General features: G+C 73.8%; 13 protein-coding genes. 4 read left to right on the top strand and 9 right to left on the bottom strand.

The window, feature by feature from the left end:
- Window positions 1–416 precede the first annotated feature (416 nt).
- Window positions 417–1421, bottom strand: a complete 1005-nt coding sequence (locus ACIF6L_RS37695) for a stage II sporulation protein M (protein WP_359810236.1) — start codon at window positions 1419–1421, stop codon at window positions 417–419.
- A 230-nt stretch (window positions 1422–1651) separates the two neighbouring features.
- Here ACIF6L_RS37695 and ACIF6L_RS37690 point away from each other — a divergent pair, with 230 nt between their 5' ends.
- The gene (locus tag ACIF6L_RS37690) at window positions 1652–2602 is read left to right on the top strand and encodes an RDD family protein (protein ID WP_396491793.1); all 951 of its coding nucleotides are present in this window, start codon (window positions 1652–1654) and stop codon (window positions 2600–2602) included.
- 28 nt (window positions 2603–2630) lie between these two features.
- Here ACIF6L_RS37690 and ACIF6L_RS37685 read toward each other — a convergent pair whose 3' ends face one another.
- Complete coding sequence (locus ACIF6L_RS37685; RefSeq protein WP_396491794.1) at window positions 2631–3269, bottom strand: hypothetical protein; 639 nt, start codon at window positions 3267–3269, stop codon at window positions 2631–2633.
- 119 nt (window positions 3270–3388) lie between these two features.
- Here ACIF6L_RS37685 and ACIF6L_RS37680 point away from each other — a divergent pair, with 119 nt between their 5' ends.
- Both ACIF6L_RS37680 and ACIF6L_RS37675 read left to right on the top strand, forming a co-directional pair.
- Window positions 3389–3901, top strand: coding sequence for a SigE family RNA polymerase sigma factor (locus ACIF6L_RS37680; protein WP_329487913.1), 513 nt, complete (start codon window positions 3389–3391; stop codon window positions 3899–3901).
- Complete coding sequence (locus ACIF6L_RS37675) at window positions 3898–4938, top strand: hypothetical protein (RefSeq protein ID WP_396491795.1); 1041 nt, start codon at window positions 3898–3900, stop codon at window positions 4936–4938. Before ACIF6L_RS37680 ends, ACIF6L_RS37675 begins: the two co-directional genes overlap by 4 nt.
- A 66-nt stretch (window positions 4939–5004) precedes the next feature.
- On the opposite strand, the gene ahcY is transcribed toward ACIF6L_RS37675, so the two are convergent.
- The 6 genes from ahcY to ACIF6L_RS37645 form a co-directional block, all read right to left on the bottom strand.
- The gene (ahcY, locus tag ACIF6L_RS37670) at window positions 5005–6453 is read right to left on the bottom strand and encodes an adenosylhomocysteinase (RefSeq protein WP_329487915.1); all 1449 of its coding nucleotides are present in this window, start codon (window positions 6451–6453) and stop codon (window positions 5005–5007) included.
- A 319-nt stretch (window positions 6454–6772) separates the two neighbouring features.
- Window positions 6773–7747 carry a cation diffusion facilitator family transporter gene (locus ACIF6L_RS37665; RefSeq protein ID WP_352289029.1) on the bottom strand — a complete coding sequence of 325 codons (975 nt, stop codon included), beginning with the start codon at window positions 7745–7747 and terminating at the stop codon, window positions 6773–6775.
- Between the two features lie 180 nt (window positions 7748–7927).
- Window positions 7928–9178 carry an SIS domain-containing protein gene (locus ACIF6L_RS37660; RefSeq protein ID WP_396491796.1) on the bottom strand — a complete coding sequence of 417 codons (1251 nt, stop codon included), beginning with the start codon at window positions 9176–9178 and terminating at the stop codon, window positions 7928–7930.
- Window positions 9179–9265: 87 nt separating this feature from the next.
- Complete coding sequence (locus tag ACIF6L_RS37655; protein ID WP_329487918.1) at window positions 9266–9448, bottom strand: Trm112 family protein; 183 nt, start codon at window positions 9446–9448, stop codon at window positions 9266–9268.
- 149 nt (window positions 9449–9597) lie between these two features.
- On the bottom strand, window positions 9598–10983 hold the full coding sequence (locus ACIF6L_RS37650) for a phosphomannomutase/phosphoglucomutase (protein ID WP_352289032.1): 1386 nt from the start codon (window positions 10981–10983) through the stop codon (window positions 9598–9600).
- Window positions 10984–11146: 163 nt separating this feature from the next.
- Window positions 11147–11512, bottom strand: coding sequence for a DUF3499 domain-containing protein (locus tag ACIF6L_RS37645; protein WP_329487920.1), 366 nt, complete (start codon window positions 11510–11512; stop codon window positions 11147–11149).
- A gap of 162 nt (window positions 11513–11674) precedes the next feature.
- Here ACIF6L_RS37645 and ACIF6L_RS37640 point away from each other — a divergent pair, with 162 nt between their 5' ends.
- Entirely contained in the window at window positions 11675–12127 is a 453-nt protein-coding gene (locus ACIF6L_RS37640) for a metallopeptidase family protein (RefSeq protein WP_329487921.1), read from the top strand.
- A gap of 54 nt (window positions 12128–12181) precedes the next feature.
- On the opposite strand, the gene ACIF6L_RS37635 is transcribed toward ACIF6L_RS37640, so the two are convergent.
- Window positions 12182–13873, bottom strand: coding sequence for a DUF5719 family protein (locus ACIF6L_RS37635; RefSeq protein WP_396491797.1), 1692 nt, complete (start codon window positions 13871–13873; stop codon window positions 12182–12184).
- Window positions 13874–13876 lie beyond the last annotated feature (3 nt).

Genomic DNA, 13876 nt, shown 5'->3' with positions numbered 1-13876 from the left:
GTTGACTTTTGGCACGCTGTTGAGTTCTCAAGGAACGGACACTTCCTTCGGACCGCCTTCCAGCGGGCCCTCCGGGCGCTTCGTTCTTTCGTGTTCCCAGCTTATCAGATCCTCGCGGCCGTTCTTACCGGCGCTTGTTTCTCTGAATTCCCGCTGGGGGGATTTCCTTCGACTTCGCTCCGAAGTTTATCAAAGCTTTCGGTGTGCTCAGTTCCGGGGTTTACCTCGTCAAAGGGCGCGCACTTCGTGAAATGCGATCGCCCTGATTCGGCGGTGTCGTAGACACTAACGCCTCGGACCGGATGTTGTCCAACCAGTCCCAACCGTTGAAACCTACTAGCCCGCTCGTGCCACGTCAATGGTTTGACCGGGATGCGAGAAGAGTAGCAGGTCAGCGGCATGTCGATCACATCGGCTCAGGCCGCGACGGGCTGAAGGTCCGCCCGATCGGCCGCGTCCAGATCACCGGTCTCGCCGTTTGCCGCGGCCTTCCGGCCCAGGACGAGGGCGTAGAACAGGAATGCGACCTCGGCCAGCGCGCCGATCGTGATGCGGGCCCAGGTGGGCAGGCCGGAGGGAGTGACGAAGGCTTCCAGGACACCGGAGACCCCCAGCACCGTCGCGAGGCCGATGGCCATGCCGATGATGGACCGGCCCTGTTCCGCCAGGGCCGTCCCCCGGGTCCGCGGGCCGGGGTCGATGATGGTCCAGCCCAGGCGCAGGCCCAGCCCGCCGGCCACGAAGACGGCGGTGAGCTCCAGCAGACCGTGCGGAATGAGCAGACCGAGGAAGACATCGAGCCGGCCGGCCGAGGCCATCAGCCCGACCCCGAGGCCGAGGTTGAGGACGTTGCTCCACAGCACGAAGAGCACCGGAATGCCCAGCGCGATCCCGAACAGCAGGCACTGCACGGCGATCCAGGCGTTGTTCGTCCAGACCTGGGCCGCGAACGAGCTCGCCGGGCGGTCCGAGTAGTACGCCTCGTACTCGCCGCCGGGCCTGGTCATCTCCCGGAGCGTGTCCGGCGTGGCCAGACTGTTCCGGACCTCCGGGTGGGTCGCGACCCACCACGCGATCACGGCGGTGGCGAGCAGCGAGAGCACGGCCACCGGCAGCCACCAGCGGCGCGAACGGTAGAGCGCGGCCGGGAAGCTCACGCTGTAGTAGCGCGCGACGTCCCGCCAGCCGCTGGTGCGGGTGCCCGTGACGGCGTCGCGGGCCCGCGAGACCAGGCTGGTGAGCCGGCCCTCCAGGGTGGGGTCGGGCGCGGCGGCCTGCACCTTGGCCAGGTGACCGGTGACGCGCTGGTAGAGGGTGACCAGCTCGTCCGCCTCCTCGCCGGTGAGCCGGCGGTTCTTGGCGAGGGCGTCCAGCCGTGCCCACTCCCCCTGGTGGGTGGCGACGAAGACGTCCAGGTCCATGCGGCAGCTCCATGGTCGGCGCGGGGCGCGCGGGCAGGCGGGGTGCGGACAAGTGGGCCCAGCATGCCAGGGGCGGCGGCCACCCGGGCCGCCGGGACCTCCCTTCCCGAGCGGGTCCGCGGCCCCGTATGTTGACGACTGCAGATCACGGGGTCGTGGGGGCCGGTCCGACGGCCTTCCCTCCCCGCGGACCGCGGACCATGAACCACCGACGGGAACGGACGGGTGTCTTGAGCGACCTGGTGACGGGCGAGGCGGTCGTCCTCGGCCTGCGCACGGCGAAGCTTCCGAGCCGGGCGCTGGCGACCGGGCTGGACCTGCTCGTACAGGGCGCCGCACTGGTGGTGACGTCCCTGGTACTGAGCTTCGCCCTGGTCGACCTCGACGGTGCGGCCCTCGCCGCCATCCTGCTCGGGCTGATGGTGTTCTTCCTGGTCGGCCTGCCCGTCATGGTCGAGACCCTCACCCGGGGGCGCTCTCTCGGAAAGGCCGCGCTGGGCCTGCGGGTGGTGCGCAGCGACGGCGGACCGGTGCGGTTCCGGCACTCGCTGGTGCGCGGGCTGGTCGGCTTCTTCGAGATCATCGTGCTGAGCGGGGTGCCGGCGGCGATCTGTTCGGCGGTCTCGGCCGACGGCAAGCGGCTGGGCGACGTCTTCGCGGGGACCCTGGTGGTCCGCGAGCGGGTGCCCGGGGGCGGCGGTGCGGCGAACGCGCTGCCGCCGGTGCACCCGCAGCTGCTGCAGACGATCGGCGGCGAGCTGGTCGCCCTGGACCTCTCCGCCGTGCCGGAGCCGCTCTGGCTGGCGATCCGCCAGCTGCTCGGCCGGATCGGCGAGCTGGACCCGGCGGTGGCGCACCGGATGTCCGCCCGGCTCGCCGACGACCTCGCCGCGCGCACCGGCCACCCCGTCCCGTACGGGCTGCACCCGGCGGCGTACCTCGGCGCGGTGCTGACCGAGCGCCAGCGGCGGGAGTGGACCAGGGCCCAGGGCTACGGACTTCAGCACCAGCCGCGGCCCCACGTCCAGCCGCCCACGGCACCGGCCGCACCGGCACCCGCCTCCGCACCCGCGATGCCCACGACACCCCCGGTACAAGCCCAGCCCCAGGCCCGACCCCAGCCCCAGCCCGCCCCCGCCCCGCAGCCGGCCCCCGGCACCGGATTCGCCCCGCCCGCCTGACCCGCGGGACAACCCGGGCGACCGCCCGCTACCGGCCGTCGAACTCGACCGGCCAGGCGTTCGGCGGCGACTCCAACTCCTCCAGCTCCACCCCCGCCGCGGCCAGCACCACGTCCCCCGCCAGGTGCACCACCTGCTGCTCGCCCGTCTCCAGGTCCGCCACCTGGTAGCGCTCGACCAGCAGCGGCCCCGAGTCCGTCGCGTGCGTCTCCACCGCCTCCAGCAGCCAGCCCTGGTCGAAGGTGCGCGGCGCCAGCACCGGCTCGGTGAACGCGACCAGCCGCACCTTGGCGCTCGCCCCCTCCCGCAGCCGCAGCAGCCGGGCGGTGGCGACCAGGAAGGCCGGCGAGCGCCCGGCAAAGCCGTGGGCCCGGTCGTGCCCCTCCACCGCGTGCCCCCCGGCCGGGTCGGCCGGGTCCGTGCGCACCCAGGCCACCCCGTCGACCGCCCCGCCGCGGACCTGCCAGCCGCCCGCCTTCAGCTCCGTCCGCAGCGGCCGGGCCCGGGAGTCCAGCGTGAGGTCGAGGGTGCCGAGAACCCGGCCCTCCGGCCCGTACGTCTTGGAGACGTACCGCCAGCCGGCCGGACCGGGCGCGCAGCTGAACCGCTCCTCGCCGAGCAGGACGTGGTCATGGGTGTCGTGGAGCGAGTACCGGCCATTGGGCATGCCCGAGAGCCTACGTGGACGATCACGGCCGTCGGGCATGCAACGTTCGGCAGCGGTGCCCGCATTAGGGGGTGGACGGCGCGGTTCGGCGCCGTCGGTACTACGGAAGGGGGGCAGGGATGGCGAAGACGGCACGCGAAGCGGAGTTCACCGAGTACGTGGCGTCCAGGAGCGGCTGGCTGCGCAAGGTCGCCTACTTGCTGTGCGGGGACTGGCACCGCGCGGACGACCTGGTCCAGGAGAGCATCACCAAGCTCTACGTGAACTGGCCACGGGCCGGACGGGTCGAGAACGTCGACGGCTACGCCCGCAAGGTGCTGGTCAACACGTTCCTCGCCGAGCAGCGGTCACCCTGGTGGCGGCGGACGACGCGCAACGGCACGGCGCCCGACACGGCGAGCGTGGGCGTCGACCTCGACGCCTCCCTCGACCTGCGCAAGGCGCTGGCCGCGCTGCCGCCGCGGCAGCGGGCCACCGTGGTGCTCCGGTACTACTGCGACCTGACGATCGACCAGGCCGCCGAGGCGCTGGGCTGCTCGTCCGGCAACGTCAAGAGCCAGACCTCGCGCGGTCTGGAGGCGCTCCGCGTCTCCCTCGCCGCCCGCCCCGCCACCGCAGAGAGGACGTCATGACGAACAACGAGTACCAGAACCTCACGGGGCGGTTGAGCTCGCTGGCCGACGAGCCCGCCCCGCCGTCCGCCGTCGACACCGCCTGGGCCGTCGTCCGCGGCCGGTCGCGGCTGCGCCGCCGGCGCGGGGCCGCGTGGGGCGCGGCGGCGGCGGTGACGGCGGCGGCGGTCCTGGGCGGTTCGCTGCTGACCCGGCCGGCCGGCGGGACCGCCACGCCGGAGGCGCCGGGCACGCTCGTCGCCGCGAGCTCCCCCCAGGTCTCGTCCGCCGCGCGCACGGGCACCGACCCCTTCTTCACCGAGGCGCGGTTCGGCTGGCTGCCGGACTCGCTGAACGCGGCGGGCGGCATCGGCTACGGCTACGCCGACGCGCTGGGCGCCGAGCACACGTCCGCCAAGGTGTGGACGAAGGGGCAGTCCACGCCGAACCTCTCGCTGTCGCTCGCGCCGGGGAACGCCGAGCCCGCGCACGTCGGCCGGCACACGGTGCCGGCTCCCCCGGTCGACGGGCGTTCGGCCCACTGGCTGGTCTCCGACAACCCGCTGCCGGTCGACCCGGTGACCCTGTCCTGGGAGACGGCCTCGGGCCGGTGGGCGCAGCTGGACGCCTACGCGCCGAAGGAGGCCAGGCCGGAGGAGACGCTGCTGCGGATCGCGGCCGGGGCCCGCTTCGGGCGGACCGACCTCCCGCTGCCGGTCTACCTGACGGGGCTTCCGGCGGCGTTCAAGGTGTCGGCGGTGTCGTTGCTGCGGCCCTCGGCCGTCATCGACGAGCCCTGGCGGGTCAGCCTGGCGCTCACCGCCGAGAAGCTCTCGGTCGACGTCATGGTCCAGCCGGAGACCGCCGAGCCCGCGGTGGCTCCGCCGGGCGCCGACCCGCGCGAGTGCGAGGTGGACAAGGGCGTGCGGATCTGCGTGTCGACCCGCTCCGGGGCGAACCCGGCGCTGGAGGCGATCGGCGGGCTCCCCGGGCTGCTGGCGAAGATCAGGTCCGTGGGTGCCGACGAGGGCGCCTGGACGGTCGACGTCCTGCGCTGACCGGGCCCGGACGCGGCCGTGGCCGACACCCCGCGAAGGGGCGCCGGCCACGGCCGTGTCACCTGATCAGTAGCGGTACTGGTCCGCCTTGTACGGGCCCTCGACCGGGACGCCGATGTAGTCGGCCTGGTCCTTGGTCAGGGTGGTCAGCTTCACGCCCAGCGCGTCGAGGTGCAGACGGGCGACCTTCTCGTCCAGGTGCTTCGGCAGCACGTAGACGCCGATCGGGTACTGCTCGGTCTTCGTGAACAGCTCGATCTGCGCGATCGTCTGGTTGGCGAAGGAGTTGGACATCACGAACGACGGGTGGCCGGTCGCGTTGCCCAGGTTCAGCAGGCGGCCCTCGGAGAGGACGATGATGGTGCGGCCGTCCTCCTTGCGCCACTCGTGGACCTGCGGCTTGACCTCGGTCTTCACGACACCCGGCAGCTGGGCCAGGCCGGCCATGTCGATCTCGTTGTCGAAGTGGCCGATGTTGCCGACGATGGCCTGGTGCTTCATCCGGGCCATGTGCGAGGCCATGATGATGTCCTTGTTGCCGGTCGTCGTGATGAAGATGTCGGCCGTCTCCACGACGTCGTCCAGGGTCGCGACCTGGTAGCCGTCCATCGCCGCCTGGAGCGCGCAGATCGGGTCGATCTCGGTGACGATGACGCGGGCGCCCTGGCCGCGCAGCGACTCGGCGCAGCCCTTGCCCACGTCGCCGTAGCCGGCGACGACGGCGACCTTGCCGCCGATCAGCACGTCGGTGGCACGGTTGATGCCGTCGATCAGCGAGTGGCGGCAGCCGTACTTGTTGTCGAACTTCGACTTGGTGACCGAGTCGTTGACGTTGATCGCCGGGAACAGCAGCTTGCCGTCGCGGTGCATCTCGTACAGGCGGTGGACACCGGTGGTGGTCTCCTCGGTCACGCCCTTGATGGTGGCGGCGACCTCGGTCCACTTGTTCGGGGTCTCGACCAGGGTGCGGTTGAGCAGCTCCAGGATGATCCGGAACTCGTCGTTGTCCGCGGTCGACGGGTCCGGCGCGGAGCCGGCCTTCTCGAACTCGACACCCTTGTGGATCAGCAGGGTGGCGTCGCCGCCGTCGTCCAGGATCATGTTCGGGGTCTGGCCGTTCGGCCAGGTCAGCGCCTGCTCGGTGCACCACCAGTACTCGTCCAGCGTCTCGCCCTTCCAGGCGAAGACCGGCACACCCTGCGGGTTCTCGGGGGTGCCCTCCGGGCCGACCGCGATGGCGGCGGCGGCGTGGTCCTGGGTGGAGAAGATGTTGCAGGAGCACCAGCGGACCTCGGCACCGAGGGCGGTGAGGGTCTCGATCAGCACGGCGGTCTGCACGGTCATGTGCAGCGAGCCGGTGATGCGGGCGCCGGCGAGCGGCTGCGAGGCGGCGTACTCGGCGCGGATCGTCATCAGGCCGGGCATCTCGTGCTCGGCCAGCTGGATCTCCTTGCGGCCGAACGGCGCCAGGGAAAGGTCGGCGACCTTGAAGTCACCGGTGATGTCGGTCGACATGCGTCTGCTCCTCGCTGATGGGGATGGGGCAAGGCCAAAGGTCCTGGGTGTGCGTCGCGGCACGGCGGGGACGCACGGGTGCGCGGCAACGCCGGGGCCACCGGATCCGCGGCGGGACCGGTTCCCTGCTGCTCAGCACAAACCGTCGGAGGACCTCTCTCCCTCGACCGGTACGCGCCCCCAGGGGACGGACCACCGATCGACCGCCATCAGCAGCGACGTTCTGGCTCTGGTGACGAATCTACACCGGCGGGCCCGGACGGCGGCTCGCTATGACCGTTTTTCGGCCCGCGCACCGCCGCCCCGGGGGTGCGGGTGCTCAGTGCGCGCCGGGCACCGGTCCACCGGGCGTGGCGTACGGGTCGTCGCCCTGCGCCTCCTTCTCGGCGCTGTACACGTCGGGCTCCAGGTAGATCGCCCGGGCGATCGGGACGGCCCGGCGGACGCGGATCTCGGCGGCGTCGATGGCCTGCGCCACCTGCGCGGCGGAGTCCTCCGCGTTGACCGCGATCTTGGCGGCGACCAGCAGTTCCTCCGGGCCGAGGTGCAGGGTCCGCATGTGGATCACGCGGGTGACGGAGTCGTGGTCGACCAGCGCGTCGCGGATCTCGGCCACCACCTCCGGGTGGGCGGACTCGCCGATCAGCAGCGACCTGGTCTCCGACGCCAGCACGAGGGCGATCACGATCAGCAGCAGGCCGATCGCCAGGGTGCCGATACCGTCCCAGACGCCGTCCCCGGTGATCACGGTCAGGCCGACGCCGAAGAGCGCCAGCACCAGACCGATCAGCGCGCCGGTGTCCTCCAGCAGGACGACCGGCAGCTCCGGCGCCTTGGCCCGGCGGATGTAGGCGGGCCAGCCGTGCGCGCCCTTGTCCTTGACGGCTTCGCGGTAGGCGGTGAAGAAGGACCACGCCTCCAGCCCGATCGCCAGCACCAGCACGCCGATCGGCCAGTACCAGTTGTCCAGCTCGTGCGGGTGGGCGATCTTCTCGTAGCCCTCGTAGACGGCGAACATGCCACCGACGCTGAACAGCACGATGGAGACCAGGAACGCGTAGATGTAGCGCTCGCGCCCGTAGCCGAACGGGTGCTCCTGGGTGGCCGCCCGCTGCGAGCGCTTGCCGCCGACCAGCAGCAGAACCTGGTTGCCCGAGTCGGCCAGCGAGTGGACGCCCTCGGCCAGCATCGAGGAGGAGCCGGAGAACGCGAAGGCCACGAACTTGCTGACCGCGATGCCCAGGTTCGCCGCCAGGGCCGCGACCAGGGCCTTGGTACCGCCTTCGGTGCTCATGCCGGTGTGGATCCCTCCGCCGGGGGCCGCTCGGGCGGCCCGCGCTCTGCTCTGTCGGGTGCTGCCTCGGCCGGGTCGCGCCCCGGCCGAGTCCGTCGAGCGCATACGGTACCGGGCCGCCGCGCCGCGGGGTCGGGACGGCGCCCCGGCCCCGGCCCGGGAGGGCGCCGCGCCGCGGGCTCAGGACTGCGCCGCGAGCCCCAGGTAGACGGCGGCGAAGTCGGTCAGCGCGATCAGGTCGGCCAGCGCGTGCAGCGGGTCGGGCCGGGTGGTGGCGTACTCGGTGAGCCGGACGTCGTGGGCGGCGGCCAGCCGCTGCCCCCGGGTGACCGGGTAGCTGCGCGGACGCTCGTCGTCGGCCGGCACCTCGGCCGGGCCCCGGTCCTCCTCGCCGGTGGCCGGCGTGCCCGGGAGGTGCCGCAGCACCAGCACCTGAAGGTGCAGCGGGTCGGGCTCGTCGACCCGGTCGCGGAAGAAGTCGTCGGGGTCGGCCCCCGCGCCGAGCTGGCCGGCGAACATGCCGCGGTGCGCGGTCAGCACCTGCGGCAGCAGGCCGGCCGGCGCCGGGCGGCCGGCCCGCTCGGCGAGCTGGGTGGTGAACCGGGCGGCGGCCGCGCCGGCCACCGGCCCCTCGGCCCAGAGCAACGGCACGGTACCGGCCAGCCGGGCGGCCAGGCTCTTGGCGGGGTTGGTGTACGCGGCCGCGTCCGGCCGGCAGCGCACGGCGGCCTCGTCCAGCAGGTCCGCGGTGGCGGCCGGCGCGTCGTAGGGCAGCTGGGTGACGCCGAGCTTCTGGGCCAGCGCCAGCAGCGGGGCGAGGTGGGCCCAGAGCGCGGCCGGGTCCTCGGCCGGGAGGTCGGGCTCGGCCCCCGGCCCGGCCGGGGGCGTGCCGTCGTCGGGCAGGTTGGACGGCACGTAGGGCAGCGGCAGCGCGCGGACCTGAAGGGCGGCCTCGGCCAGCCGGCTGCCGGCGGGGGCGGTGACGACGATGGCGCAGCCGCGCGCGTAGGCCTGTTCGGCGAGGGCGACCAGGCCCTGCTCGCCGCCGTCGGCGGAGCTGATCACCAGCAGGTCGAGCGGTCCGGCCCAGCCCGGGAGCTGCCAGGCCAGCCCGTCGGCGAACACCGGCGGCGCGCTGGCCCGGTCGGTGCGCGGCGGCGCCGCCGCGTCGGTGGGCGGCAGCGGCGCGATCAGGCTGGCGGTGCCGGCCAGCGCGGCGAGGATCTCGCCCGCCGTCAGCGCGCTGCCATGGCCTGCCACCAGCACGGCGCGCGGTCGGCCGTCGGGGCGCAGCCGGTCCAGCCCGGCCGCGTCGGCGAGCCGCAGGGCGGTGCGGACCCGTGCGCCGGCGCCGGCCAGGGCCAGCAGCGCGCGGTCGCGGTCGGCGCGCTGGAGGGCGGCCGGGTCGTCGAGCAGGGTGTCGTCGAGCATGCGGCGGGCCTCCGGCTGCTGGCAGGGCGCTGGGGGTGGCGGGGGCGGGTACGGGTCCGTGCCCCCTGCGGGTCTTGGCCCCAAGGATCAGGCCGGGCGGCGGGCCTCGTCCACCAGCAGGACCGGAATGCCGTCCCGGACGGGGTAGGCCAGGCCGCAGCCCTCACCGGTGCAGAGCAGCTCGGGGTGCTCCTCGCTGCCGCCTTCGGTGAGCGCGGCCCGGCACTGCGGGCAGACCAGGATCTCCAGCAGGAAGGATTCGAGCTTCATGGGGTGTCGGGCTCCAGATCTCGGGGGTGGCACGGCGGTGCCCCGGCCAGGAGGAAACCCTACCGGCCGGGGCACAGGCGGCGTGCGTCAGGCGCGTGCGTCGGGCGCACGCCTCGGGACGCCCGCCGGGGGCGTGCGTCGGGCGGGTGTCAGCCGCGGACGATGGCGAGCACGCCGTCGCGCAGCTCCGCCATCCGCGCCGGGTCCTTGGCCTCGACGTTGAGGCGCAGCAGCGGCTCGGTGTTGGAGGCGCGCAGGTTGAACCACCAGTCCGGCCCGGCGACGGTGAGGCCGTCCAGCTCGTCCACGGTGGTGCCCTCCAGGCCGGCGTACGCGGCGCGGACGGCGGCGGAGCGGTCGGCCTGGTCGGCGACGGTGCTGTTGATCTCGCCGGAGGCGGCGTAGCGGTCGTACTCGGCGGTGAGCGCGGAGAGCGTGCCGTCCTGCCCGCCGAGGGCGGCCAGCACGTGGAGCGCGGCCAGCATGCCGGTGTCGGCGCGCCAGAAGTCGCGGAAGTAGTAGTGCGCGGAGTGCTCGCCGCCGAAGACCGCGTCGGTGACGGCCATCTCCTGCTTGATGAAGGAGTGGCCGACCCGGGTGCGGACCGGCTTGCCGCCGAGCTCGCGGACCACCTCGGGGACGGTCCAGGAGGTGATCAGGTTGTGGATGACGGTCGGCTCGTCCTCGCCGGCCGCCTTGGCCCGGGCGATCTCGCGGACCGCGACCAGGGCGGTGATGGCGGACGGGGAGACCGGCTCGCCGCGCTCGTCGACCACGAAGCAGCGGTCGGCGTCGCCGTCGAAGGCGAGCCCGAGGTCGGCGCCGACCTCGCGGACCTTGGCCTGCAGGTCGACGAGGTTCTTCGGGTCGAGCGGGTTGGCCTCGTGGTTGGGGAAGGTGCCGTCCAGCTCGAAGTACATGGGGACGAGCTCGATCGGCAGGCCGTCGAAGACGGTCGGCACGGTGTGGCCGCCCATCCCGTTGCCGGCGTCGACGGCGACCTTGAGCGGACGGATCGCGGTCAGGTCGACCAGGCCGAGCAGGTGGTCGGCGTAGCCGCGCAGGGTGTCCTGGGCGGACAGCGCGCCGGGCTTGACGTCCCGCACGGGCACGGTGACCGTGTCGTCCTCGCCGGTCCAGGACTCGACCAGCTCGCGGATGTCGGCGAGGCCGGTGTCCTGGCCGACCGGGGCGGCGCCGGCCCGGCAGAGCTTGATGCCGTTGTACTGCGCCGGGTTGTGGCTGGCGGTGAACATCGCGCCGGGCAGGTCGAGCTTGCCGCTGGCGTAGTACAGCTGGTCGGTCGAGCAGAGGCCGATCTCGACCACGTCGGCGCCGTAGGCGGCGGCGCCCTCGGCGAAGGCCCGGCTCAGCGACGGGGAGGACGGCCGCATGTCGTGGCCGGTGACGATCGAGGACGCTCCGGTGACCTGCACGAACGCGGCGCCGAAGGCCCGCGCGAGGCTCTCGTCCCACTGGTCCGGGACGACGCCTCGAACGTCGTACGCCTTCACGAGCTGCTTGAGGTCGCGCACTGCGGCTCCACCCTGGTCTCTGTCTGATCGGTGTGCTTCCCGGGGCGGCCGGCCGCCCCCGGGTCACGATACGTCGGGGCACCGCGCCGTCGGGCGGGCGGTAGACGGGCAGCGTACCGGGGCCGGGTGGCCGCTCCTCGCCCGGTGCGGGCGGGGCGGGCCGTCAGTTGTCGGGCGAGCGCAGCACGCGCAGGTGGCCGCGGCGGCCGGCCTCGGTGGACTCGCCGTCGGGGCCTCGGCCCTGACGGGGGGTCTGCGGGCGGGCGGCCTCGCGGACGGCGTTGGCGAGCGCTTCGAGGTCGTCGCTGCTGCGGCGCAGCGGGCCGGCCTCGGCGGCGAGCCGGACGACCTCCCAGCCGCGCGGGGCGGTGAGGCGCTCGGCGTGCTCGGCGCACAGGTCGTAGCAGTGCGGCTCGGCGTAGGTGGCGAGCGGGCCGAGGACGGCGGTGGAGTCCGCGTAGACGTACGTCAGCGTCGCGACGGCCGGTCGGCCGCACGCGGTCCGCGAACAACGACGTACAGAGCTCACGAGGGTGGACGGTACCGCACTCCTCGCCGGGGAGCGAAGACCGCCTGTCCGGAGGGCGTGCCGTGTCGCGCTCCGCGCGCCCGTCCGTGCACCCGCCGCCCTGGCCGTTCGCTGTCGAGGTGGTCCACTTCCGACCGTCCAAGGACTACCCTCGGCAGTGATATGGACAGCTCTGCACCGCAGTCATCGACGGGACCTTCGCGCCGCCCGCGCCACCGCGACCGGCACGGCAGGGGTCTGCGCGGCCCGCTGGCGCCTCCGCAGGTGCCGATCTCGCTCACCCGCTCCGAGTTGTTCGACGACTACGTGCGCGAGTCGGTGGAGCGTCTCGAACGGCGTTGGCCTCAGCTGATCGAAGTGGAGTTCGCCGTCCAGGAGGTCCCGCTGCGCGAGGCGCAGGGGCCGGACACGGACGGCGGGGTGCCGCTGGGGCAGGTGTCGCCGGGCCGGCAGGGGCGCAAGAGCCAGATCGTGGTGTACCGCCGGCCGGTGGAGATCCGGGCGAAGTCGCGGGAGGACCGCGCCGCCCTGGTGCACGAGATCCTGATCGAGCAGGTGGCGGAGCTGCTGGGGCTGTCGCCGGACGCCATCGACCCGCGCTACGACGAGGAATGACCCGACGACGGAGGGGCGGTACCCGGTGCCGGGTACCGCCCCTCCGTCATGGCGTCAGCGGAGCACGACCGCCGGGTCCTGGGCGGCCCGCGGGACCTTGACGCTGCTGCGGTCGTCGCGGAGCGCCTGGACGGTGAACATCGGGACGTCCTTGGTCGGGATCGCCAGCATCCGGGCGGCGACGACGGGGCCGCCGGAGACGGTCTCCACGGTCAGCGCGAAGGCGCCGTTCAGACCGGTGGGCTCGGGCGCCGGGACGGCGACCGTGCCGCCGGCGGGCAGCTCGACGTCCTTGCTGACCGGGGTGCCCCCGCCGCTGCCGGCCGAGGCGGTGACCTTGACCTTGGCGGCCTCACCGGTGGAGGTGAGGAAGAGCGTGGTCGGGCCGCCGCCGCGGTTGTCGGCCACCGTGGCGCGGGCGCCGACCGGGGCGGTCCCGGTCAGCCAGGCGGCGTCGGACTTGCCGTTCTGGCCCACCCGGTCGATCCGCAGGCCGGCCACCACCGGGGTGGGGTGCTTGTCGTCCGTGGGTGACAGGCGCAGGCCGGCCACCTCGTCCCGGGTGACCTTGCCGAGGTCGACGGCGGCCACCATGCCCGCCTTGACGTGGATCGACTCGTTGCCGGCCGGGGTGAACAGGCCGTTCTTGCCGGAGAGCTGGATCTTCAGGTCCGCGTCGTCCTCCGGCGGCGCCCAGACCACCAGGTGGGCGTTGGCGGTGTCGGCGGGCAGGCCCGGGAGCACCTGGACGGGCGCCGGGGCGGCAGAGGCGGGCACCCAGTCGGCGCCCTTGCTGCCGTCGGCGGCGTGCACGGCGGCGCCGACCCGGCCGCTGCGGGCGACGACGTGCACCGCGAGGTCGGCGACCTGGCCCTTGCTGATGGTGGGCAGCAGGACTGACTGCGAGCTGCCGGGGGCGACGGTGATGCCGTTGGCGGCGTCGTTCTCGATCAGGCCCTTGTCGCCGTACAGCTTGATGTCGACCACGGCCGCGGTGGCCTCGGTGTTGACCAGGCTGACGTAGTCGACCCGGTCGCCCGCGGTGCTGGCGCCGGCGAACCAGAAGCTGGTACCGGCCGGGGTGCAGGTGAGGCCGGAGAGGCCCTGGCCGCGCTGCTCGGTGACGGTGGTGGTCTGGGTCACGGTGAAGCCGGGCGCGAGGGCGCCGGTGGCGACCGCGCCGGTCCCGGGGGCGTTGTCGCTGTTGGCGGCGGGGGCGACCACGGGGGCGCCCGGCTTGGTCAGGTTCAGCCGGGCGTCGCCGGGCGCGGTGTCCTTGGCCGCGACCGGCGCGGTGGAGGCGGCGGCCGTCGGCGCGGACGGTGCCGGAGCGGAGGGCGCCGGGGCGGCGGGGGCCGAGGGCGCGGTGGCGGGCGCCGCCGCGTCGGCGACCCAGCCGACTCCGGCGGCCGCGTCGCCACCGGTGCCGGTGCCGGGCGGGGTGTAGGCGGTGAGGGTGGTCGAGCCGGTCAGGCCCTGGAGCGGCTGCGGGCAGACCAGGGCGGTCCGCTCGACCTGCGCCGAGGTCGCGGCGCCGCCCTGGTCCGGGCCGGCCGCGGTGGCCGGCGGGCGCACCTGGGCGACCCCGAACACCACGGCGAGCACCGCGGCGGCGGCCAGCAGCGACTGGGTCGTCTTCGTCCCTCCGGACGACCCCGCGGGGCCGGCCGCGGCGAACGCGGCCTCGTCCGGTGCCCCGGAGCCGGTCCGGCCCTTGGACTTCTTCGGGAAGGCGGGCTTCTTCATCGC

This window comes from Kitasatospora sp. NPDC086009, assembly GCF_044540385.1.
Taxonomy (GTDB): Bacteria; Actinomycetota; Actinomycetes; order Streptomycetales; family Streptomycetaceae; genus Kitasatospora.
This window is presented reverse-complemented; position numbering and strand designations above follow the sequence as displayed.

Bases quoted from the DNA above. Each gene is read 5' to 3' on its own strand.
- ACIF6L_RS37675 (WP_396491795.1), top strand. From the start codon at position 3,898: ATGACGAACAACGAGTACCAGAACCTCACGGGGCGGTTGAGCTCGCTG.
- ACIF6L_RS37695 (WP_359810236.1), bottom strand. From the start codon at position 1,421: ATGGACCTGGACGTCTTCGTCGCCACCCACCAGGGGGAGTGGGCACGG.
- ACIF6L_RS37665 (WP_352289029.1), bottom strand. From the start codon at position 7,747: ATGAGCACCGAAGGCGGTACCAAGGCCCTGGTCGCGGCCCTGGCGGCG.
- ACIF6L_RS37660 (WP_396491796.1), bottom strand. From the start codon at position 9,178: ATGCTCGACGACACCCTGCTCGACGACCCGGCCGCCCTCCAGCGCGCC.
- ACIF6L_RS37655 (WP_329487918.1), bottom strand. From the start codon at position 9,448: ATGAAGCTCGAATCCTTCCTGCTGGAGATCCTGGTCTGCCCGCAGTGC.
- ACIF6L_RS37640 (WP_329487921.1), top strand. From the start codon at position 11,675: ATGGACAGCTCTGCACCGCAGTCATCGACGGGACCTTCGCGCCGCCCG.
- ahcY (WP_329487915.1), bottom strand. From the start codon at position 6,453: ATGTCGACCGACATCACCGGTGACTTCAAGGTCGCCGACCTTTCCCTG.
- ACIF6L_RS37680 (WP_329487913.1), top strand. From the start codon at position 3,389: ATGGCGAAGACGGCACGCGAAGCGGAGTTCACCGAGTACGTGGCGTCC.
- ACIF6L_RS37685 (WP_396491794.1), bottom strand. From the start codon at position 3,269: ATGCCCAATGGCCGGTACTCGCTCCACGACACCCATGACCACGTCCTG.
- ACIF6L_RS37635 (WP_396491797.1), bottom strand. From the start codon at position 13,873: ATGAAGAAGCCCGCCTTCCCGAAGAAGTCCAAGGGCCGGACCGGCTCC.